Origin of the sequence: Citrobacter sp. RHBSTW-00881 (assembly GCF_013728515.1) — a bacterium.
GTDB lineage: Bacteria > Pseudomonadota > Gammaproteobacteria > Enterobacterales > Enterobacteriaceae > Citrobacter > Citrobacter braakii.
Genome location: NZ_CP056269.1, coordinates 216,717 through 239,414 on the forward strand (window position 1 = coordinate 216,717; position 22,698 = coordinate 239,414).

Annotated in this window: 18 protein-coding genes; 12 read left to right on the forward strand and 6 right to left on the reverse strand. The window is 52.5% G+C overall.

What is annotated here, in order from left to right; all coding sequences use genetic code 11:
- Positions 1 to 8: 8 nt before the first annotated feature.
- The 4 genes from dppC (at position 9) to HV311_RS01070 (ending at position 4,285) form a co-directional block, all read left to right on the forward strand.
- Positions 9 to 911, forward strand: a complete 903-nt coding sequence (gene dppC, locus HV311_RS01055; protein WP_016154902.1) for a dipeptide ABC transporter permease DppC — start codon at positions 9 to 11, stop codon at positions 909 to 911.
- Positions 912 to 921: 10 nt separating this feature from the next.
- Positions 922 to 1,905, forward strand: a complete 984-nt coding sequence (gene dppD / locus HV311_RS01060) for a dipeptide ABC transporter ATP-binding protein (RefSeq protein WP_019078085.1) — start codon at positions 922 to 924, stop codon at positions 1,903 to 1,905.
- Positions 1,902 to 2,906 (forward strand): dipeptide ABC transporter ATP-binding subunit DppF, encoded by a 1,005-nt coding sequence (dppF, locus tag HV311_RS01065; RefSeq protein ID WP_003827418.1) that lies wholly within the window; start codon positions 1,902 to 1,904, stop codon positions 2,904 to 2,906. The genes dppD and dppF overlap by 4 nt, the downstream gene beginning before the upstream one ends.
- 176 nt (positions 2,907 to 3,082) lie before the next feature.
- Positions 3,083 to 4,285, forward strand: a complete 1,203-nt coding sequence (locus HV311_RS01070; RefSeq protein ID WP_016157713.1) for a sigma-54 interaction domain-containing protein — start codon at positions 3,083 to 3,085, stop codon at positions 4,283 to 4,285.
- Positions 4,286 to 4,318: 33 nt separating this feature from the next.
- Here the strand turns inward: HV311_RS01070 and HV311_RS01075 are convergent, their stop codons facing one another.
- Together HV311_RS01075 and megL are read right to left on the reverse strand one after the other, a co-directional pair.
- Positions 4,319 to 5,617: an amino acid permease gene (locus tag HV311_RS01075; RefSeq protein WP_191220620.1), complete on the reverse strand. Its 1,299-nt coding sequence runs from the start codon at positions 5,615 to 5,617 to the stop codon at positions 4,319 to 4,321.
- Positions 5,618 to 5,734: 117 nt separating this feature from the next.
- A complete protein-coding gene (gene megL, locus HV311_RS01080; RefSeq protein WP_003023295.1) occupies positions 5,735 to 6,931 on the reverse strand; it encodes a methionine gamma-lyase in 1,197 nt (398 codons plus the stop codon).
- A 425-nt stretch (positions 6,932 to 7,356) separates the two neighbouring features.
- Here megL and HV311_RS01085 point away from each other — a divergent pair, with 425 nt between their 5' ends.
- The 4 genes from HV311_RS01085 (at position 7,357) to HV311_RS01100 (ending at position 12,857) form a co-directional block, all read left to right on the forward strand.
- Positions 7,357 to 7,464: a type I toxin-antitoxin system toxin Ldr family protein gene (locus tag HV311_RS01085; RefSeq protein ID WP_016154898.1), complete on the forward strand. Its 108-nt coding sequence runs from the start codon at positions 7,357 to 7,359 to the stop codon at positions 7,462 to 7,464.
- Positions 7,465 to 7,690: 226 nt separating this feature from the next.
- On the forward strand, positions 7,691 to 9,697 hold the full coding sequence (gene hmsP, locus HV311_RS01090; protein ID WP_191220621.1) for a biofilm formation regulator HmsP: 2,007 nt from the start codon (positions 7,691 to 7,693) through the stop codon (positions 9,695 to 9,697).
- 157 nt (positions 9,698 to 9,854) lie between these two features.
- On the forward strand, positions 9,855 to 11,141 hold the full coding sequence (dctA, locus tag HV311_RS01095; RefSeq protein WP_003023301.1) for a C4-dicarboxylate transporter DctC: 1,287 nt from the start codon (positions 9,855 to 9,857) through the stop codon (positions 11,139 to 11,141).
- A gap of 222 nt (positions 11,142 to 11,363) precedes the next feature.
- Positions 11,364 to 12,857 carry a M16 family metallopeptidase gene (locus tag HV311_RS01100; protein WP_016157710.1) on the forward strand — a complete coding sequence of 498 codons (1,494 nt, stop codon included), beginning with the start codon at positions 11,364 to 11,366 and terminating at the stop codon, positions 12,855 to 12,857.
- A gap of 64 nt (positions 12,858 to 12,921) precedes the next feature.
- On the opposite strand, the gene HV311_RS01105 is transcribed toward HV311_RS01100, so the two are convergent.
- The gene (locus HV311_RS01105) at positions 12,922 to 13,851 is read right to left on the reverse strand and encodes a sugar kinase (protein ID WP_016157709.1); all 930 of its coding nucleotides are present in this window, start codon (positions 13,849 to 13,851) and stop codon (positions 12,922 to 12,924) included.
- Between the two features lie 257 nt (positions 13,852 to 14,108).
- On the opposite strand from HV311_RS01105, the gene pdeH reads away from it, so the two are divergent.
- Positions 14,109 to 14,849 (forward strand): cyclic-guanylate-specific phosphodiesterase, encoded by a 741-nt coding sequence (gene pdeH / locus HV311_RS01110; protein WP_191221176.1) that lies wholly within the window; start codon positions 14,109 to 14,111, stop codon positions 14,847 to 14,849.
- 77 nt (positions 14,850 to 14,926) lie between these two features.
- Positions 14,927 to 16,987: an AsmA family protein gene (locus tag HV311_RS01115; protein ID WP_191220622.1), complete on the forward strand. Its 2,061-nt coding sequence runs from the start codon at positions 14,927 to 14,929 to the stop codon at positions 16,985 to 16,987.
- 93 nt (positions 16,988 to 17,080) lie between these two features.
- Here the strand turns inward: HV311_RS01115 and HV311_RS01120 are convergent, their stop codons facing one another.
- The 3 genes from HV311_RS01120 to HV311_RS01130 form a co-directional block, all read right to left on the reverse strand.
- Positions 17,081 to 18,403 carry an MFS transporter gene (locus HV311_RS01120; protein ID WP_003023312.1) on the reverse strand — a complete coding sequence of 441 codons (1,323 nt, stop codon included), beginning with the start codon at positions 18,401 to 18,403 and terminating at the stop codon, positions 17,081 to 17,083.
- 294 nt (positions 18,404 to 18,697) lie between these two features.
- A complete protein-coding gene (gene yhjD / locus HV311_RS01125) occupies positions 18,698 to 19,726 on the reverse strand; it encodes an inner membrane protein YhjD (RefSeq protein WP_016154892.1) in 1,029 nt (342 codons plus the stop codon).
- Positions 19,727 to 19,773: 47 nt separating this feature from the next.
- Positions 19,774 to 20,673, reverse strand: coding sequence for a LysR family transcriptional regulator (locus HV311_RS01130; protein ID WP_016157706.1), 900 nt, complete (start codon positions 20,671 to 20,673; stop codon positions 19,774 to 19,776).
- Between the two features lie 119 nt (positions 20,674 to 20,792).
- Between HV311_RS01130 and HV311_RS01135 the strand changes: the two genes are divergently transcribed.
- Together HV311_RS01135 and HV311_RS01140 are read left to right on the forward strand one after the other, a co-directional pair.
- Positions 20,793 to 21,551: an SDR family NAD(P)-dependent oxidoreductase gene (locus tag HV311_RS01135; protein ID WP_191220623.1), complete on the forward strand. Its 759-nt coding sequence runs from the start codon at positions 20,793 to 20,795 to the stop codon at positions 21,549 to 21,551.
- Positions 21,552 to 22,087: 536 nt separating this feature from the next.
- Entirely contained in the window at positions 22,088 to 22,690 is a 603-nt protein-coding gene (locus HV311_RS01140; RefSeq protein WP_016154889.1) for a helix-turn-helix transcriptional regulator, read from the forward strand.
- Positions 22,691 to 22,698: the final 8 nt, after the last annotated feature.

The following is a 22,698-nucleotide window of genomic DNA, read 5'->3' on the forward strand; positions in this document are numbered from 1 at the left end:
GGGCCATCATGTCACAGGTTACTGAAAATAAAGTTATTGCTGCACCGGTGCCCATGACCCCGCTGCAGGAGTTCTGGCACTATTTTAAACGCAACAAAGGTGCGGTTGTTGGGCTGGTGTACGTTGTCGTGATGATCCTGATTGCGGTCTTTGCCAACGTCCTCGCGCCGTACAACCCGGCAGAGCAGTTCCGCGATACGCTGCTGGCTCCTCCTGCGTGGCAGGAAGGCGGTACCATGGCGCATCTGTTTGGTACTGATGATGTGGGCCGCGATGTGCTGTCCCGCCTGATGTACGGTGCGCGTCTGTCTCTGTTGGTCGGCTGTCTGGTGGTGGTGCTCTCCCTGCTGATGGGCGTGATTCTCGGGCTGATTGCCGGTTACTTTGGCGGGATTGTCGATAACGTCATCATGCGTGTGGTCGATATCATGCTGGCACTGCCGAGCCTGTTACTGGCGCTGGTGCTGGTGGCGGTATTTGGGCCCTCGATTGGCAACGCCGCGCTGGCGCTGACGTTCGTGGCATTGCCGCACTATGTGCGTTTGACGCGCGCCGCCGTCCTGGTGGAGGTTAACCGCGACTACGTTACCGCATCCCGCGTGGCCGGAGCCGGTGCGATGCGCCAGATGTTCGTCAATATTCTTCCTAACTGTCTTGCGCCGCTGATTGTTCAGGCGTCGCTTGGCTTCTCTAACGCCATTCTCGATATGGCTGCCCTCGGCTTCCTGGGGATGGGCGCACAGCCGCCTACGCCGGAATGGGGCACCATGCTCTCTGACGTGTTGCAATTTGCCCAAAGCGCCTGGTGGGTCGTGACCTTCCCGGGGCTGGCAATCCTGCTGACGGTGCTGGCATTTAACCTGATGGGTGACGGTCTGCGTGACGCGCTCGATCCCAAACTGAAGCAGTAAGAGGTTCGAGATGGCGTTATTAAATGTAGATAAATTATCGGTGCACTTCGGCGATGTGGGGTCCGAATTCCGTGCCGTAGACCGCATTAGTTACAGCGTGAACCAGGGTGAAGTGGTTGGCATTGTAGGGGAGTCCGGCTCTGGTAAGTCCGTCAGCTCGCTGGCGATTATGGGACTGATTGACTACCCAGGTCGCGTTATGGCCGAAAATCTGGAGTTTAATGGTCGTGACCTGAAGCGCATCTCTGAGAAAGAGCGTCGCCAGTTAGTGGGCGCGGAAGTGGCGATGATCTTCCAGGACCCGATGACCAGCCTTAACCCGTGCTACACCGTCGGCTACCAGATTATGGAAGCCATTAAGGTGCACCAGGGCGGCAACAAAAAAACGCGTATTCAGCGGGCGATTGACCTGCTGACGCTGGTGGGGATCCCCGACCCGGCCTCGCGTCTGGATGTCTATCCGCACCAGTTGTCCGGTGGGATGAGCCAGCGCGTGATGATCGCGATGGCGATTGCCTGTCGTCCAAAGCTGTTGATTGCCGACGAACCGACAACGGCGCTGGATGTGACCATTCAGGCGCAGATCATCGAGCTACTGCTGGAATTGCAGCAAAAAGAGAACATGGCGCTGGTCTTAATCACGCACGACCTGGCGCTGGTGGCCGAAGCGGCGCACAAGATCATTGTGATGTACGCCGGGCAGGTAGTGGAAACCGGGGCCGCGCAGGATATTTTCCGCGCGCCGCGTCATCCGTATACTCAGGCGTTGCTGCGCGCGTTGCCGGAGTTCGCTCAGGATAAAGCGCGTTTGGCTTCGTTGCCGGGCGTGGTGCCTGGTAAATATGACCGCCCGACCGGTTGTTTACTGAACCCGCGCTGCCCCTATGCGACTGACAAATGCCGCGCTGAAGAACCTGAACTGAACCTGCTGGAAGGCGGTCGTCAGTCGAAATGCCACTACCCACTTGATGATGCCGGGAGGCCTGGGCTATGAGTACGCAAAAGGCCGCTTTGCCACAGCCGCTGTTGCAGGCAATTGACCTGAAAAAACACTACCCGGTGAAGAAGGGGATGTTCGCCCCGGAACGCCTGGTGAAAGCGCTGGACGGCGTCTCCTTTACCCTGGAACGCGGCAAAACGCTGGCGGTGGTAGGCGAGTCGGGCTGTGGGAAATCCACCCTTGGTCGCCTGCTGACGATGATTGAAGTCCCGACCGGCGGTGAGCTGTATTATCAGGGGCAGGATCTGCTTAAGCACGACCCGCAGGCGCAGAAGCTGCGCCGGCAGAAAATCCAGATTGTGTTCCAGAACCCGTACGGTTCCCTGAACCCGCGCAAGAAAGTAGGGCAGATTCTGGAAGAGCCGCTGCTGATCAACTCCACGCTAAGTAAAGAGGAGCGTCGTGAAAAAGCGCTGGCGATGATGGCGAAAGTGGGGCTGAAAACCGAGCACTACGACCGCTATCCGCACATGTTCTCCGGCGGTCAGCGTCAGCGTATTGCCATCGCTCGCGGGCTGATGCTTGATCCAGACGTGGTGATCGCCGACGAACCGGTCTCGGCGCTGGACGTTTCTGTTCGTGCGCAGGTGCTGAACCTGATGATGGACTTGCAGCAGGAACTGGGGCTGTCATACGTCTTTATCTCGCATGACCTGTCGGTGGTAGAGCACATTGCCGATGAGGTGATGGTGATGTATTTAGGCCGTTGCGTGGAAAAAGGAACGAAGGATCAGATCTTCAATAATCCGCGTCATCCGTATACGCAGGCGCTGCTCTCTGCGACGCCGCGCCTGAACCCGGACGATCGCCGCGAGCGTATCAAGCTGACCGGTGAGCTGCCAAGCCCGCTGAATCCACCGCCGGGCTGTGCGTTCAATGCCCGCTGCCGTCGGCGTTTTGGTCCGTGTACCCAGCTTCAGCCGCAGTTGAAGGATTACGGTGGACAACTCGTGGCCTGTTTCGCTGTTGACCAGGATGAAAATCCACAGCAATAAACGTGGGTTATGACCTGATAACCGGAGCCTTGTGCTCCGGTTTTTTTATATTTTGTTTTTACGTCCACAATGTGAGTCCTCTGGCAGAACATTATTCCACAGCGTCTAAAATGTAGTCAGATTTCCTCTCGTCACAGAAATATCTATTTCGCAGTTGCTAACTGTCAGGAGCAAATGTGGTCACGATACGCTGGGATATTAAAACAATTGATCGTCTGTCGATGGTTGAGGATGTCCTGAAGGAATTTTCCTGCTGCGATATCAATATCATCTCTATGAAAGTCACGCCTGGACGGATTCTGATTAAATCCTGGTGCCGCCAGTTACAGGATATTTCCTGCGTGCAATCCTGTTTAGGCCGGCGCGCCGATATTATTAACGTCGCTTACCTGTGTGAAGAGATAAGCGAACTGTCAACGCCTGAGCCGGAACGCCCGCGCTATTTCTCTGACATTATTTGTAGCAGCCAGAGCATGCACTCGCTTATCGAAAAGGCGATAAAAATTGCCGACAGCAAATATACCGTTTTGATCCGCGGCGATACGGGTACTGGCAAAGAACTGCTTGCCCGGGCTATCCATAATTCCGGGCAGCGACGTTTTTATCCGTTTATTCCTGTCAACTGCTCTGCGCTACCTGAGTCGTTGATGGAGAGTGAATTCTTTGGCTATGAGAAAGGAGCTTTTAGCGGTGCAGATTGTAAAGGCAAAAAAGGGCTGTTTGAAATGGCCGATAAAGGCACCCTTTTTCTCGATGAATTTGGTGAAATGTCGCTGAGCTTACAGGCTAAATTACTGCGCGTACTTCAGGATGGCGGGATCCGTCGCGTTGGCGGGGCGCAAATTATTCCGGTCAATGTGCGCATTATTGTGGCAACCAACGCCAATCTGGAAGAGATGGTGGAACAACGTCTGCTGCGCGCCGATCTCTATTACCGCATCAATGTACTTTCACTGACCATTCCGCCCCTGCGGGAGCGCCCGCAGGATATCAGCCTATTGATTCGCCACTTTGTGCAGAAATACGCGAAGGAATTCCAACGACGGATCATTCTGGATAAAGCCTGCTTTGATACCCTGCATCATCACACCTGGCCGGGAAACGTTCGCGAACTGGAAAATACCATCATTCGCCTGATGCTGATGGCGGAATCCGATGTCATTACGCGGGAAGAATTAGGGATGGTGAATTTGCCTGCCGTTGAGCTGACGCCGACAGAGCGTCCTTTTAAAGAACAGGTTTTGTGTGCTGAACGCCAGCTTATTGAACAGATGGTGGAAGAGAATGTGTCGTCGCGGCATATCGCTAAAGCGCTGGGGGTGTCACATACCACGGTACTGAATAAAATTCGCAGCTATCAACTGGAGAGTGTGAGTTAAGCGCCGTCAGTCACTGACGGCGCTGTAAACGGATTAGTCAATCAGCTTCAATAATGGCGACAGGCACAGCAGGATCCCGTACAACAGGATTAGCCAGGTTTTCAGCCCGCGTAGTTTATCCAGTTGCGTTACTTTATAAATCAGGAAAAACGGAATAATACACGACACAATCCCGTAAAGTGGGCTACCCAACTGGAAGAACACCAGTACCGATACACGAAATGACACCCAGATCACCAGGGTGATAACAATAAAGGTGCAAATACCCAGCGTAAGCACCAGGGGATTAATTTTCGCCACATCAATAACGCGGCTCAGAACATTAAGAATAATACCCTTAATCGCCTCGTGGAACCCCAGATAAATACCAAAGAATGCGGTTAATACGGCGAAGATATTTAGCACCGTTGAGGTGATATGAATAATTTGGCCAGGAATGACTTGCGCTGCCAGCGCCAGTGCGGAAATATTTTGTTCGAAGGCCGAAACGGCCTCTTCATGACTAATAGAAAAGGTAAAAGAGAATGAGAAAAACAGAATGACCGCAATCAGCGTAATGTAACTGATGCGATGCGTGCGTATTGCCATGCGGGTGGCCAGAACCCGGTCCGCTACCCGTTTGCGGTAGGCGATGTTCATTGGGTTCAATACCTGAATAAACACCGCCGAGAAGAAGCAGAATGGGATGGTCAGCAGCACGTCGCGAAAGAAGACCGATGCTTCAGGGAATGCGCTGATATTAGAGAAGTTCCAGTGCGGAACCATCGCAAAACCAAACACGATGATGATCCCCACTTTGACTACCACCATCGGGCCGGAGATTTTAAACAGCAGCTTTTCTCCCCCGGAAGCAATGGCCACCAGCACGGCAAAAATGGCCACTTTATAGATTATCGATTGTGAAAGATCGGCATCGGTTAAGCCGAAGGTTTTGATATATGAGGCACTGTCAAAAACCACGGATAAGGAATAGATAAATATGCCGTGAATAATCATCAAAAAATAGATGACGCCAAGAAATACACCCCAGTTTTTTCCCAAGTAATGACTGATAATATCGGTATAGTCATTACAAGTTTCACTTTCTGATAATGTTTTTAAATAAATATCCTGCACAATATAGGTTGCTGGATAGGCAATAATAAAGGCGACGATAAATACCCAAATGCCTGTTAAGCCTATTTGTACCGGCATCAGTACCGTTCCAGCACCAATTGCCATACCGATACACAGTAATACCCAGCCAAAGTCGTATTTCGTAAACGGTATTTTCTTTGAGAATGGTACGGTGGTTGCTGTATTGTTGCTTAGTTGTAATGTGTCGTCCTGCATAGAACCCCCTGCCCAAAATACGCGCTCTCCCCGAAACAGGATTGCGCGTATTACCAGACTGTTGTGCCTTGATTCTCAACAACCTGAACCGATCGGCGTCGGTTCAGGTCATAATGGTCAGAATGTTGCCTTTCTGATGGCGTGTTCAAGGTCGTTAATAATATCTTCTGGATCTTCAAGACCCACAGAAAGACGGATAAGCCCGTCGGTAATACCTGCTTTAAGCCGTTCCTCTGGCGCAACGGGCGAATGTGTCATAGACGCTGGGTGCTGAATGAGGGTTTCGGTATCACCGAGACTGACCGCGAGGAGGCACAATTCTACAGAATTGATCATCCGTCTGCCAGCCTCGAGGCCGCCGGCGATTTCGAAGCTGATAATTCCTCCTGGCAGGCTCATCTGTCGCTGGCCCAGCTCATACTGCGGGTGTGAAGATAAGCCAGGATAATAAACGCGGGTAATGGATGGATGCCCCTCGAGGAAGCGGGCGATTTTCAATGCGTTTTCACAGTGGCGTTCCATACGTATACCCAGTGTTTTAACGCCGCGTAGAGTCAGCCACGCGTTGAAAGGACTCATGCAGCCGCCGGTGATATCTTTCAGACCAACAAACCGCGCCTGGTCAATAAACTCCTGCTTACCAACAATGATCCCGCCAATCACGTCTCCGTGACCGTTGATATATTTAGTGACGCTGTGTACCACAATATCCGCGCCTAACTGTAAAGGCTGCTGGCAGTACGGTGACATAAAGGTGTTATCCACCACCAGCAATGCGCCTTGTTGATGGGCGATACCGGCTACCGTTTCAATGTCGACCAGCGACAGCGTCGGGTTAGCGGGCGTTTCGATATACACTACTTTGGTTTCCGGGCGCATGGCGGCGCGGATTTCTTCAGGCTTTGCCGCATCGACGAAGCTGACGTTAATCCCAAACTTCGGCATGCTGTGCGACAAAAACGCGTGGGTGCAGCCGTAAATTGCGCTGGCGGAAACGATATGGTCGCCCTGCTGGCACAACGTCAGCAGCGTGGTGGTGATGGCAGAAATACCGGATGCGGTTGCCAGCCCGGCTTCACCTCTTTCCAGTACCGCCAGCTTTTTCTCCAGCGCATCGGTGGTGGGGTTACCCAAACGGGTGTAAATGTACCCGGACTCCTCGAGCGCAAAGCGGGCGGCACCTTGTTCGGCGCTGTCAAAAACAAACGTTGAAGTCTGGAAAATAGGCGTACTGAGCGCGCCAGTTGAAGGGTCGGGTTGTTGCCCCGCGTGAACGATCTGGGTGTTGAATCCGTAAGTACGACAGTCAGACATGATATCTCCTTTGATTCGGAACAGAACAGCTCACAGTCAAATAGCAATCGCTGTGCCAGAAAATGAAGGCATAGATATCAATGAGATATGTCTTTTTCAGTATTGAAGAGCGGCAGGAATGTTGCCAACTGGCAAGAATCTTTCCAGCGTAATGGTGAGAAAACAGGTGAAATGCGAGGCGCTACGCAGAGCCGTGTATTGCGCAGTGATATGGCAAGAGGGCTACCGTAGAATCTGCGGCAAGCCGGTAATTCCCGGTGAGGCGCAATGTTGCGGGGGCTTGATCCCCGGCGGCATCGGTTGCTGGAAAGAGAAAACCCCCGCACGTTGTTCGGTATAAACCTGGCAACAAAACGGGGGCTAACTTGAACCTGAACAACTCAAGAATAGCCGTGAACAGTTGCCATTGCAACACAGGCGGCTATATGACGCTCGCACAGTTAGGCGTGGCCTTCTGGCACGATTTAGCGGCTCCGATCATCGCTGGCATTATTGCCAGCCTGATTGTGAGCTGGCTGCGTAACAGGAAGTAATGCACCTTGCGGGCGTCTGTCTGCCGTGATGGCAACATGCGCCCGAACCAGGACGCAGGGGGAAACCTTGCGGCCTTTTTCGGCTTAAATGCAGATAAATCTCGTCGCCAGGTGCCTATCCTGTCGGGATAATGCATGCTGGGAAGTTTTCAGATACCGCCTCTCTTAATACCGCTACGATCGGGTATACTCTGACGGCAGTTTCGTCTATCCGTGGAGAGTCAGTTTGCGTGTCAGTCGCTCGTTAACAATTAAGCAGATGGCAATGGTTGCGGCCGTTGTCATGGTGTTTGTGTTTATTTTTTGCACCGTTTTGTTGTTCCATCTGGTCCAGCAGAATCGCTACAACACGGCTACGCAACTGGAAAGTATCGCTCGCTCCGTCCGTGAGCCTCTGTCGGGCACGATCCTGAAAGGGGATATTCCCGAAGCAGAAGCTATTTTAAGAAGTATTCGACCAGCAGGCGTGGTCAGCCGCGCCGATGTGGTACTTCCCAATCAGTTTCAGGCGCTGCGGATGAGCTTTATTCCTGAACGCCCGGTTCCGGTTACGGTGACTCGCCTGTTTGAACTTCCGGTACAAATTTCGCTGCCGGTCTATTCTCTTGAGCGTTCAGCGAATCCGCAACCGCTGGCGTATCTGGTGCTGCAGGCGGATTCGTACCGTATGTACAAGTTCGTGATGAGTATGCTCTCAACGTTAGTGACCATTTACTTACTTCTCTCGTTAATACTCTCGGTAGCCATCTCATGGTGTATTAACAGATTGATTTTGCATCCATTACGTAAAATAGCGCGTGAGCTGAACGACATTCCCCAGCAGGATCTGATTGGCTATCAGCTGGCATTGCCGCGTCTGCATCAGGACGACGAGATTGGCCTGCTGGTGCGTAGCTACAACCTCAATCAGCAACTGATTCAGCGCCGCAGTGAAGAGCAAAGCGACCATTCAATGCGGTTCCCGGTTTCTGAGCTGCCCAACAAGTCGTTTCTGATGGCGCTGCTGGAGCAGGTTGTGAATCGTCAGCAGACTACGGCGTTGATGATTGTCACCTGCGAAACTCTGCGTGATACCGCGGGTGTGTTATCCGAGACCCAGCGGGAAATCCTGCTGCTTACGCTGGTTGAAAAGCTGAAGTCAGTATTGGCCCCCAGAATGGTGCTTACCCAGGTGAGCGGCTATGACTTTGCCATCATCGCACATGGTGTGAAAGAACCCTGGCACGCTATTACGCTAGGTCAGCAAGTGCTCACTATCGTTAACGAGCGATTACCGATTCAGGGCATTCAACTCCGTCCAACCTGTAACATTGGGGTGGCGATGTTTAATGGCGACTTGACCGCAGAACAGCTTTACCACCGCGCACTCTCAGCTGTGTTAACGTCGCGTCACAAGGGTAAAAACCGGATTCAGTTCTTTGACCCGTTGCAGATGGAAGAGGCGCAACAGCGTTTGACGGAAGAGAACGATATTCTTACCGCGCTGGATAACCATCAGTTTGCGCTCTGGATGCAGCCGCAGGTGGAGATGTCCAGCGGTAAGGTATTGAGCGCAGAAGCATTATTGCGAATGCAGCAGCCAGACGGAAGCTGGGAGCTGCCAGAAGGGTTAATCGACAGGATTGAGTCCTGTGGCCTGATGGTGACGGTCGGTTACTGGGTGCTGGAGGAGACATGCCGCCAGCTGTCAGCCTGGCAGGAACGCGGCCTGATGCTGCCGCTCTCGGTGAACCTGTCTGCACTACAGCTGATGCATCCGAGTATGGTGTCGGATCTGCTGGAGTTGCTAAACCGCTATCGCATCAAGCCTGGGACGTTGATTCTGGAAGTGACCGAAAGCCGGCACATTGATGATCCTAACGCCGCTGTGGCTATTTTACGCCCGCTGCGCAACGCGGGCGTGCGTATCGCGCTGGACGATTTTGGTATGGGCTATGCGGGCCTGCGGCAGCTGCAGCACATGAAGTCGCTCCCGGTGGATGTACTCAAAATTGATAAGATGTTTGTTGATGGCGTCCCTGAAGATTGCAGCATGATCTCCGCCATCATTCAGTTGGCGCATAGCCTCAATTTGCAGATGATCGCTGAGGGCGTCGAAACCGAAGCACAACGCGAATGGTTATCACAAGCGGGGGTAGAAGTGGCACAAGGGTTCCTGTTTGCCCGGCCGGTTCCGGCGAATATCTTCGAAGAACGTTATCTGACGCCGAAAAACGCTGATTACAAAAGTTAAAAAAGGTCTCGCTTGTGCGAGCCAGCTCAAAATTTTTAACATTTCTGTATCAATTATGATCCAGGCGCATTTCTGTCATGTTGTGTGGGTGTTACTTTAAGGCCGCAGGTTAAACAAAACCTTACAAGACCTGTGGTTTTTACTTTAAGGACACCCTATGAAAACCTCTATATTCAAAAGCCTTTACTTTCAGGTCCTGACAGCAATTGCCATAGGTATCCTCCTTGGCCATTACTACCCTGAATTAGGCGCCCAAATGAAGCCACTTGGTGATGCTTTCGTGAAGCTCATCAAAATGGTCATCGCACCTGTCATCTTCTGTACTGTCGTGACCGGCATTGCAGGCATGGAAAGTATGAAAGCCGTAGGCCGCACCGGTGCGGTTGCACTGCTTTATTTTGAAATTGTCAGTACGATTGCGCTGATCATCGGCCTTATCATCGTCAACGTGGTGCAACCCGGTGCCGGTATGAACGTCGATCCGGCGACGCTGGATGCCAAAGCGGTTGCGATTTACGCCGAACAGGCAAAAGACCAGGGGATCGTAGGCTTCCTGATGGATATTATCCCGGGTAGCGTCATTGGCGCGTTCGCTAGTGGCAACATCCTGCAGGTATTGCTGTTTGCGGTTATGTTTGGTTTTGCGCTGCATCGTTTAGGTAGCAAAGGCCAGATGATTTTCAACGTGATTGAAAGCTTCTCGCAGGTTATTTTTGGCATCATCAACATGATCATGCGCCTGGCGCCGATCGGTGCTTTCGGTGCCATGGCCTTTACCATCGGTAAATATGGCGTCGGGACGCTGGTGCAGTTGGGTCAGTTGATCATCTGTTTCTACATCACCTGTATTCTGTTTGTGGTTGTGGTGTTGGGCTCGATTGCGCGCGCAACCGGCTTCAGCATTTTCAAATTCATCCGTTATATCCGTGAAGAACTGCTGATCGTTCTGGGTACCTCTTCTTCCGAGTCCGCGCTGCCGCGTATGCTCGATAAGATGGAAAAACTGGGCTGTCGCAAGTCGGTAGTCGGGTTGGTTATACCCACGGGCTACTCGTTTAACCTTGATGGGACATCAATCTATCTGACGATGGCGGCGGTATTTATCGCTCAGGCCACCAACAGCCATATGGATATTTTCCATCAGATAACCCTGCTGGTGGTGCTCCTGCTCTCTTCAAAAGGTGCTGCGGGTGTGACCGGGAGTGGCTTCATTGTTCTGGCCGCGACTATCTCCGCTGTGGGCCATTTACCGGTTGCTGGTCTGGCGCTGATTCTCGGTATTGACCGCTTTATGTCTGAAGCCCGTGCGCTGACTAACCTGGTCGGTAACGGTGTGGCAACTGTTGTAGTAGCGAAATGGGTGAAAGAACTGGACCATAAAAAGCTGGATGATGTGCTGAATAATCGTGCGCCGGATGGCAAAACGCACGAAATATCCTCTTAATCTCTCCACTTATGCCCGTAGTCCCTTCCAGGACTGCGGGCGTTTGCGCATAATTAACCCCTGTGCCTGAAACCGCCGATTCGGCGGCGTCGGGATTTTTTCACTTCCTCCGTGACATTTTTATGTTCTTGCGGTCTAACACGAAGTGTTTTTAACGTCATATTCAGAGAGTCCTCTCGCGGGCTGTCTTTTTATTTCCAGGATAGTTGATCAGGGGTTCACATGCAGGGCACAAAAATTCGACTTTTAGCGGGCGGCTTGCTGATGATGGCCACTGCCGGCTATGTGCAGGCAGATGCGCTCCAGCCTGACCCGGCGTGGCAACAGGGCACGCTGGCAAATGGTTTACAGTGGCAAGTCTTAGCCACTCCCCAGCGCCCCAGCGACCGTATTGAGGTTCGCCTGCTGGTCAATACCGGTTCACTCACCGAAAGTACACAACAGAGTGGTTTCAGCCATGCGATCCCGCGTATCGCGCTGACGCAAAGCGGTGGCCTCGATGCTACGCAAGCCCGTTCTCTGTGGCAGCAGGGGTTCGATCCCAGTCGTCCCATGCCGCCCGTTATCGTTTCCTATGATTCCACGCTGTATAACCTCAGTCTGCCTAACAGCCGCAACGATCTGCTGAAAGAGTCACTTTCTTATCTGGCGAATATTTCCGGTAATCTGAGCATCACCCCTGAATCGGTCAATCATGCGCTGAGTAGCGAAGATATGGTTGCAACCTGGCCGTCAGATACCAAAGAGGGATGGTGGCGCTATCGTCTGAAGGGATCGACGCTGCTGGGTCACGATCCTGCCGATCCGCTCAAAACGCCTGTTGATGCGACGAAAATCCAGTCCTTCTACCAGAAATGGTATACCCCGGATGCGATGACGCTGATTATCGTCGGTAACGTAGATGCGCGCAGCGTGGCTGATCAAATCAATAAAACCTTCGGCGAATTAAAAGGTAAACGCGAAACGCCTGCGCCGGTACCCACGCTCTCTCCGCTGCGTGCAGAGGCCGTAAGCATAATGACCGATGCGGTACGTCAGGATCGCCTGTCTATTATGTGGGATACGCCGTGGCAGCCGATCCGTGAATCTGCCGCGCTGTTACGTTACTGGCGCGCTGATTTAGCCCGTGAAGCGTTGTTCTGGCACATTCAGCAGGAGCTCACCAAAAACAATGCCAAAGACATTGGCCTTGGCTTTGACTGTCGGGTGCTGTTCCTGCGCGCGCAATGTGCCATTAACGTTGAATCACCGAACGGTAAGCTGAACGCGAACCTCAGCACGGTTGCGCGTGAGCTGGCCAAAGTGCGCGATAAGGGGCTGCCGGAAGAAGAGTTTAATGCGCTGGTGGCGCAAAAGAATCTGGAACTGCAGAAGCTGTTTGCCACCTATGGTCGCACCGATACCGATATTTTGATCAGCCAGCGTTTGCGCTCGCTGCAAAACCAGGTCGTAGATATTGCGCCTGAACAGTATCAGCGTTTACGTCAGAGCTTCTTGAACAACCTGAGTGTTGAGATGCTGAATCAGGACCTGCGTCAGCAACTGTCGCAAGATATGGCGTTAATTCTGTTGCAGCCGAAGGGTGAACCTGAATTCAATATGAAGGATCTGCAGGCGACGTGGGATAGCATTATGGCGCCGGTTACCGCCGCGGCAACGTCGGTAGAAACGGATGAATCACATCCTGAAGTGACGGACATCCCGCCGGTGCAATAAGGGAATCGTGACCTGCAGGCCGGACGCGACGTTAACGTCTAATCCGGCCTGCCAGAACGCCAGATTACTGCGGCATGGCGTCGCGAGGAATAATCGCCCCGCGATGCTGAATAACGGTGCTTGCCGTCAGGTGCCCGCGTTTTGCGGCATCAGCGGCATCGCCACCGGTCAGACGTACCGCCAGATACCCGGCGCTGAAGGAGTCTCCCGCAGCGGTCGTATCGATAACCTTCTCTTTCGGTAGTTTTACGGCCGGAACGTCGATGAGTTCTTCGCCTGCGATGGAAACCAGGCAAGAGTCTGCACCGCGTTTCACAACCACTTCCTGTACGCCAGCCGCGTGAGTACGGGCAATCACCTCGGCAACCGGTTTTTCACCCCACAGCGCGTCTTCATCATCCAGCGTCAGAAACGCGATATCGGTGCATTCCAGCATTTGCTGATACACCTGCTGGGTCTCTTCTTTACTGCTCCACAGACGTGGGCGGTAGTTATTGTCAAAAATGACCTTTCCACCGTTGGCGCGGCATTCTTGCAGCAGCGACAGCAGCTTGTCACGACTTGCCGGGCTTAAAATAGCCAGGCTGATTCCGCTCAGATACAGATAGTCAAATGTCGCCAGTTCTTCGCAAATAGCGGCGGACTGTTCGCTCTCAAGCCAGAATTTTGCGGCGGCTTCATTACGCCAGTAATAGAAGGTGCGCTCGCCGGTGCTATCGGTTTCAATGTAATAGAGGCCCGGCAGGCGGTTTTCCATGCGTTGGGTTAATGAGGTATCCACATTTTCGCTCTGCCAGGATTCCAGCATTTGTTGGCTAAAACTGTCGGTACCCAGCGCAGTCACATAGTGTACGGAAAGTGCCGCAGCATCGACCTGACGGGCGATATAAACGGATGTATTCAACGTGTCGCCACCGAATCCGCGCTGAACGTCAGCGCCTTTCTGTGACAGCTCAATCATGCATTCGCCAATCACGGCAATCTTTCTGGACATAGTCGTAACCTGCTCTGAAAAAAATTAGCGTTAGTGTGCGCTGTGGGTGGTAAGTGGTCAACTATATTAAAACATCGTTCCATTATTTTTTTGAGCCAGCACGTGTTCTGCGTCGTTTTTTGCCGCTTAGTTTCTATTTTGCGTAGGGCTGAACGTAAAGTTCTTCGCCTGAGCGCCGATAACCTTTGACGAGTCCGGTCAGTCACACTCTTATTTACAGGACATCTCAGATGATAAAGCAGGTTACCCAGTAGCTAATTACGCTCGATGCGAGTATTGAAAACTTGCAGGAGAGACGCTATTGGCTGCAGTGCGAGCGTGCTTACACCTACCAGCCGATTTATCAGACCAACGGACGGCTGATGGCCGTTGAGCTGCTGACCGTCGTGAGCCATCCTGAAAACCCCTCCCAACGTATCGCGCCGGACCGCTATTTCGCCGAAGTGGCCGTACGACATCGTGTAGATGTGGTGAAAGAGCAGCTTGTACAGCTTGAACAAAAAGGGGCGTTTTTCAAAGCCCACGATCTGCTGGCATCCGTGAATGTCGACGGGCCAACGCTGATTGCAATGCGCCAGGATCCCGAAATCCTGAAAATCATCGAATGTCTGCCGTGGCTGCGCTTTGAACTGGTGGAGCATATCCGCTTGCCGAAAGGTTCGTCGTTCGCCTCAATGTGCGAGTTTGGCCCGCTCTGGCTGGATGATTTTGGTACCGGAATGGCAAACTTCTCGGCTCTGAGCGAAGTGAGTTACGACTATATCAAAGTGGCGCGGGATCTGTTTGTCATGCTGCGCCAGACGCCGGAGGGCCGCAATCTCTTTACGCTGCTGTTACAGCTGATGAACCGCTATTGCCGCGGTGTGATTGTCGAAGGCGTTGAAACGCTGGAAGAGTGGCGTGATGTGCAAAACTCACCGGCTTTCGCTGCGCAAGGCTATTTTCTCTCTCGTCCAGTGCCTCTGGATACCCTTGAAGACGTAATTCTGTCGCTTTGATAAGGATGTAGAACGCCTCCTTTTCCTCTGCTGGACTATCTTTAGGACAGGCAAGGAAGAAAGTAAGGAGGTTAAACATGACGAGAACAGGCAAAATAACCACTTCAGTAATAGGGGTTTTCTTGTTGTTGATCGTCGTACTCATCATCGTGATTGCGACATTTGACTGGAACCGGCTCAAACCGACCATCAACCAGAAAGTCTCTACAGAACTCAACCGGCCCTTCGCCATACGGGGTGACCTGGGCGTGGTTTGGGAACGCCAAAAACAGGAAACCGGCTGGCGTAGCTGGGTTCCGTGGCCGCATGTTCATGCTGAGGATATCATCCTCGGCAACCCGCCGGACATTCCTGACGTCACCATGGTGCATCTCCCGCGCGTTGAAGCCACGCTCGCCCCACTGGCATTGCTGACAAAAACCGTCTGGCTCCCGTGGATCAAGCTGGTAAAACCCGATGCGCGGCTTATCCGCCTGTCGGAGAAAAACAATAACTGGACCTTTAACCTGGCAGGGGATGAAAACCGCGATCCCAATGCGCCGCCATCAGCCTGGTCTTTCCGGCTGGATAACATTCTGTTCGACCAAGGTCGCATCGCCATTAACGATAAGGTGACGAAGTCAGAGATTGAGATCCTGGTCGATCCGCTGGGTAAGCCGTTGCCCTTTAGCGAAGTGACTGGCGCAAAAAGTAAAGAGAGCAACGCCCACATTGAGGACTACGTGTTTGGCCTGAAAGCGCAAGGCCGATATAACGGGGAACCGCTAAGCGGTAGCGGGAAGATAGGCGGAATGCTGGCACTGCGCGGTGAAGGAACTCCTTTCCCGATTCAGGCTGATTTCCGTTCGGGTAATACGCGTGTGGCGTTTATGGGTACGATAAACGATCCGATGAATATGGGCGGGGCGGATCTGCGGCTTAAATTCTCGGGAGATTCGCTAGGGGATTTGTACGATTTGACCGGCGTGCTGCTCCCGGATACGCCGCCGTTTGAAACCGACGGACATCTGATCGCGAAAATTGACCCGGAAAAATCCTCTGTTTTTGATTACCGCGATTTTAATGGACGAATTGGCGACAGCGATATTCACGGAACGCTGGCCTATACCACCGGTAAGCCGCGCCCAATGCTGAAAGGGGATGTTGAGTCACGCCAACTGAGGCTGGCTGATTTGGGGCCGCTGATCGGTGTGGATTCAGGCAAAGGGGCCGAGCGGGCCAAACAATCTGAACAGCGCAAAGGTGAGAAGAGCGTCCAGCCCGCGGACAAGGTCTTGCCGTATGACCGTTTTGAAACCGACAAATGGAACGTGATGGACGCTGACGTACGTTTCAAAGGACGGCGTATTGAGCACGGCAGTAGCCTGCCGATCAGCGATCTCTCCACCCATATCATCCTGAAAAATGCCGACCTGCGCCTGCAGCCGCTGAAATTTGGCCTCGCGGGAGGCAGCATTGTCTCCAGCATCCATCTGGAAGGGGATAAAAAGCCGATGCGGGGGCAGGCGGACATCCGGGCTCGCCGCCTGAAGCTAAAAGCGCTGATGCCGGATGTGGAGCTGATGCAGAAAACGCTCGGTGAAATGAACGGTGACGCCAGGTTTAGCGGGAGCGGAAACTCGGTAGCGGCGCTGCTTGGTAACAGCAATGGCAACCTGAAGCTGCTGATGAACGACGGTTTGATCAGCCGGAATCTGATGGAAATTGTTGGCTTGAATCTGGGCAACTATCTTGTTGGACAGATATTTGGTGATGACGAGGTGCGGGTGAACTGCGCGGCGGCGAATCTGGATATTGTTAACGGCGTAGCCCGCCCGCAGATTTTTGCCTTCGACACGGAAAACGCGGTCATTAATGTCACTGGTACGGCGAGTTTTGCGTCGGAGCAACTGGATTTAACCATCGATCCGGAGAGCAAAGGCATTCGTATTATTACCCTGCGTTCGCCGCTGTATGTTCGCGGCACCTTTAAGAATCCGCAGGCCGGTGTGAAGGCCGGGCCGCTGATTGCGCGCGGTGCGGTTGCTGCCGCGCTGGCAACGTTAGTGACGCCCGCGGCGGCCTTGTTGGCGCTGATTTCACCTTCTGAAGGAGACGCTAATCAATGCCGGACCATTTTGTCGCAAATGAAGAAGTGATTTTTGCCGTTGTCGGATGGCGCTAACGCTTCACTTCTGCGGCCTACATTTCATGCTCAACGTAGGCCGCAGACGGTGGTTACAGCCAAAGAATCACAATGACTGATGGCGGGTTTCGTGGGTTAACAGCAGCGCAATCAGCGTTAACGCCGCCATTGATGCCAGATACGTACCGACCGCCGCCAGACCGTAATTCGCCTGCAGCCATGCGGCAATGTAAGGGGCAACGGAAGCACCAAGAATCGACGAAACGTTGTACGAGAACGACGCCCCCGTGTAGCGCACTTCGGTCGGGAACAGCTCCGGCAGTAGCGCGCCCATCGGACCAAATGTCAAACCCATCAGGCTCAAACCAAGCAACAGGAAGGCGAACACCAGCACCGGATTGCCAGAGCCGAGCAGCGGTTTAAAGGCAAACAGCGCAAACAGAATAATAAGCGTGGTGATGATGAGCATGCTCTTGCGACGACCAAACGCATCGGCCAGCAGGCCCGCCACCGGCACCATGACGCCAAAGCCAATAACCGCCATCATCAGCATCCACAACACTTCATTACGCGGCAGGCCAAGCCCTACAGGCGCCGCGGCGGTGCTGAACGTCATGGAATAGACGGTCATGATATAGAACAGCGTATAGGTCGCCAGCATGATGAACGTGCCGAGGATCGTCACGCGGACATGTTTTGTCAGCAGGGTACCCAGCGGGATTTTCACCTGTTTTTTCGCCGCAGCCACTTTGGCAAAGACCGGGGATTCATGCAGCGAAACGCGAACGTACAGACCGATAATCACCAGCACCGCAGAGAAGATGAACGGTACGCGCCAGCCCCAGCTCATAAACTGCTCGTCGGTCAGCAGCCAGGAGAGCAGCAGGAAAGTGCCGTTGGCGAAGAAGAAGCCGATAGGTGCGCCCAACTGCGGGAATGATCCGTACAGCGCGCGTTTACGCGGCGGTGCGTTTTCCGTCGCCAGTAACGCCGCGCCGCCCCATTCACCGCCCAGTCCTAAACCCTGACCAAAACGCGCCAGCGCCAGCAGCAGCGGGGCGAAAATACCGATAGTTTCATAACCCGGCAGCAGGCCAATGACAACCGTCGAGATCCCCATAGTGAGCAGTGAGGCAACCAGCGTGACTTTACGCCCTACGCGATCGCCAAAATGCCCGAACACAGCAGAACCGATAGGCCGTGCCACAAAGGCGATAGCAAAGGTGGCGAGGGACTGCAGCGTTGCCGCGGTCGGATCCCCCTGCGGGAAGAAGATATGGGGGAACACGATCACCGCGGCGGTGGCGTAGATATAGAAGTCGAAGAACTCAATGGCAGTGCCAATGAGTGAGGCGACGACGACTTTATTGCGCGAGTTGACCGGGGTGTGTTCCTGTTCGTTGTCGAGCGTTGTGGCTGTTGCTTGCATAATATTTTCTTATTTTTGGTCGAACGAAAGGTCATATTACGCACAGCAAAAGAGACATTTCAATCTGTAACAAACCTTGCGATTGGTCAAAAACAGAGCAAAAAGGGGATAATTTTTAGGCTGGAGATTTCACTTCCATGAAATGCTTCACATAATTTAAAACTTGGATGATAAAACTGGTTTTTGGTTAAACAAAAGTTACGGGCTGGATTTTAATTCTGATAATGCGCAGAATTTCGACGTAAGCATTGGGTTGGCCGGATAAGCGCAGCGTTATCCGGCAGTTAACAAAGATTAGCGGTGGGTTTTCCCCGGCATTCGCGGGTCGTCTTTGTATTCCGCTGTGGCAATCCAGGCAGCGCAAAACAGAGTCAGACGGGCGAAGAAGTAGAAGAACGCCATCAAGCCAAGTACGGAACCAAACGCCGCGCCTGACGGCGATTGCACCAGTGATGGCAGCGTGTACGTCATGATCATTTTGATGACTTCAAACCCCAGTGCCGCGATAAACGTGCCGCGAATGAGCGCTTTTTTGCGCGGTCGGTGACGCGGTAGCCGCCAGAAAATCCAGAAGAACAGCAAGTAGTTGGCGAAAATAGAGATGGTCAGGCCGATCAGCCGCCAGGCGGGCTTCAGCCATTCGATGCCGTCGAGATACAGCGCAGAGATAATCATCTGCTGGGCGGAACCGGCGATGGAGGTAATGGACAGCGTAACAATCAGCGCAATCAGTAAACCAATCAATGAGACAAAATCACGCAGATATTTGACCCAAATTTTTTCCTGATCCTGTGGGGTCCGCTCCCAGACATCCCGCGACTGGGCACGAATAGCTTCGCGCAGGTTTCCCATCCAGTTAATTCCGGAATAGAGCGCGATGGCAAGACCCACCAGACCGACGGTGGTGCGTTGCTGAACGGCGGTATTGATGGTGTTTTTCAGCGTGGAGGCGAGCGTCGGATCGCTGACGTTGAGCAGGATTTTGCTGAAGATATCCTGCAACAGCGTAGGGTGCGAAGCGAGAATAAAACCCGCGGCGGCAAACGACACCATCAGGATAGGGATCATCGACAGAAACGAGAAGTAGGTAATGGCGGCGCCAAACTGATTTCCCATACGATCGTTAAATCTCTCCGCGGCGCGAATCAGATGGGCAATCATGGGCTGGCGTTGAATTTTATCGGCGAAGGTCAGGGCGGTTTTCAGCGCCTGGTTGGTCTTACCGTTGGTTTCTGTATTTTTACGCTCCAGGGTCTCAATTTTTGGGATTGGTGCGTGCTCAAGTTCCTGAATGGGGCGTTTAATCTCTTTTTCCTGCGTCATCAGGGCAGTAATCCTTGTTCTGTTCATTCTCAGGACAGTATAGCTTGTCAGTCCACATAGTCTTTCATCACGCCGGTCAGCCATTCCATAAACAGATGTACGCGGCGGGAGAGGTTACGGCGATGCGGATAGAGCAATGAAACCGGTAATGGTTCGGCGCGATATTGCGGCAATACTTCAATCAGCGTACCGGCGCGCAGGGCATCACGCACGCCCACGCGCGGTACCTGAATAATGCCCAGACCGGCAAGACATGCCGCATGATACGTTTCGGTACTGTTCACCGTCAGCATGCCGCCGGTTTTAACCCATTTAGCACCGTTGTCTGTCGCCACTTCAAAGCCTTGCGCACGTGTTCCCAAATTGACTGAGTAGTGCACCACCGCATGCGAGGCTAAATCCTCCAGGCTTTCCGGATAACCAAATCGGGCGAGGTATTGCGGGCTGGCGCAGTTAATCTGCGTGAGTTTTCCCAGCGGGCGCGCAATCAGCCCTGAATCTTTCAGCGTCCCCACGCGTACCACACAGTCGAAGCCTTCGCGGATCAAGTCTACCAGGCGGTCGCTGCTGCTAAGTTCGAGCTCAAGCCCCGGATACTGATGCAAGAAGGCCGGTAAGCGGGGCATCACCAGATTTCTCGCCACACCAACCGGCATATCGACGCGCAGCTTGCCGCTGATGCTGGCCGGGTCGTGATGGAATAGCCCATCCAGTTCATCGAGATTGCTCAACAAATCTTTCGCTCGTTCGTAATAGATCATGCCGTCTTGCGTGAGCTGAACGCGGCGGGTTGTGCGGTGCAACAACTGTGTGCCCAGGTGATTTTCCAGGGCCTGGATTTGACGCGATACGCTACCTTTAGGAAGTCCGAGGGTGTCTGCCGCGCGCGAAAAGCTCTCCAGTTCTGCGACGCGGATGAACAACTGCATTGCGTGAATTTTATCCATTCTCATGCCCTATTGTTGTTCTAAATGAAACAGTAATGCGCAGTTAGCGGTATTTATTGTTTTTCTACCACCTAATAAGCTTTGTCTCAATCTTCACAACACCTGAAATGAGGTTTCTTATGACGCAACGTATCGCATTGGTGACCGGCGGCGGCCGTGGACTCGGTAAAAACGCGGCGCTAAAGCTGGCGAGTAAAGGCATTGGTGTCATCCTGACGTGGAACAACAATGAAAAAGAAGCGCAGCAGGTTGTAGATGAAATTCGCCAATCTGGCGGTAAAGCTGCAGCATTACCGTTGAACGTCGGAAATATTTCCACTTTCCCTCAGTTTGTCAAACAGGTGCAGGAAACCCTACAAACGCACTGGCAAAGCGACACCTTTGATTATTTATTGAACAATGCCGGAGTTGGCATTAACGCACCGTATCCGGCGTTCACTGAAGCGCAATTTGACCAGCTTTTGGACATCCATTTTAAAGGACCTTTTTTCCTGACACAGAACCTGCTGGCGCTGATCAACAACGGCGGACGCATTCTTAATGTCTCGACCGGATTGTCGCGCTTTGCGCTACCGGGTTACAGCGCTTACGCTGCCATGAAAGGGGCGATGGAGGTGTTAACCCGTTATCAGGCGAAAGAGCTGGGAGAGCGCGGCATTACGGCGAATATTATTGCGCCTGGGGCAATCGAGACGGATTTTAGCGGCGGAAACGTGCGGGATAATGCGCAATTGAATGCCTACATTGCATCGCAGACGGCGCTGGGGCGTGTTGGGTTACCGGATGATATTGGCGACGCCATTGCTGCGTTGCTCAGCGATGAGCTGGCCTGGATGACGGCACAGCGTATCGAAGTCTCTGGCGGGATGTTCCTGTAATCGACCGCCTCTTACTTAGCCTTTTGAGCAAGAGAAAACTGGCGCGCTATCAGAGGTCAAAATATAGCTGATGGCGTTTGCCGGTATTATTTGGAATCTGATACCGCGGAAAGAGATCGGGGATAAACGTTCTGAAGAGTTCATTCTTCTTCGGGAGTGGATTTGTTGTATCAGAAACCATGATCACCTTCCCATTCTCATGCCCGAATGATCATTTAATGCGATATTTTGTTTTGTAACATATTTGTCTGTTATCGTGAGTTTCTTATTTTTAGCTAAGAATATAAACTCCGGGTTATTAATATTAGTAATCCAGTTTTGAACGTCAAATATTAAGGATTTTCTGAACATTTGACCCCGATTTTGATCCTTTGTGTGATTCTTTGGTTTCAGCTGTAACTATTTATAACGTCTGCTTCTTTCTTCTCCGTCTATCGGTAAAATGGCCTCCGCCAAATGGTGACTTCATATTTTGCCCCTCGGATAATACCCTTCCGCGTGTTAAGGCTAATATCTTATTCAGACGGAGATAAATAATGCAGTTAATAATGTTTGACAGGCAGTCAATATTTATTCATGGAATGAATGTAATTTTGCAAGAGCGTATTCCAGGAGTGAATGTTCAGGGTGTCAGTCAGGCAGATGATCTTTGGCGGACGCTGGAAGACAATCCTGATGCACTGGTAATGCTGGATGGAGATTTTGACGCTGAATTCTGCCGTAGCTTGCTGCAACAGATAGCAGAGCGCTTTGCGAAGGTAAAAGTGCTGGTAACCGCAACGGACTGCCGTAAAAAATGGCTACAGGAAGTCACGCAATTAAACGTGCTGGCCATTGTTCCGCGCGATTCTGATGCGGAAACCTTCACGCTGGCACTCAATAGCGTCGCGATAGGTATGATGTTTATCCCCAGAGATTGCATCACAGCGACCGAATGTGGCGGGCAAAATATCAGATTGCTCAGCGCGCGTCAGCGGGAGATTCTGACGATGCTGGCCGCCGGAGAATCTAATAAACAAATTGGTCGATTATTAAATATCAGCACTGGAACGGTAAAAGCCCATCTTGAATCGCTGTATCAGCGCCTGGAGGTAAAAAACCGTACGCAGGCGGCAATGATGCTAAACGACACCCTATAATGGGAAAA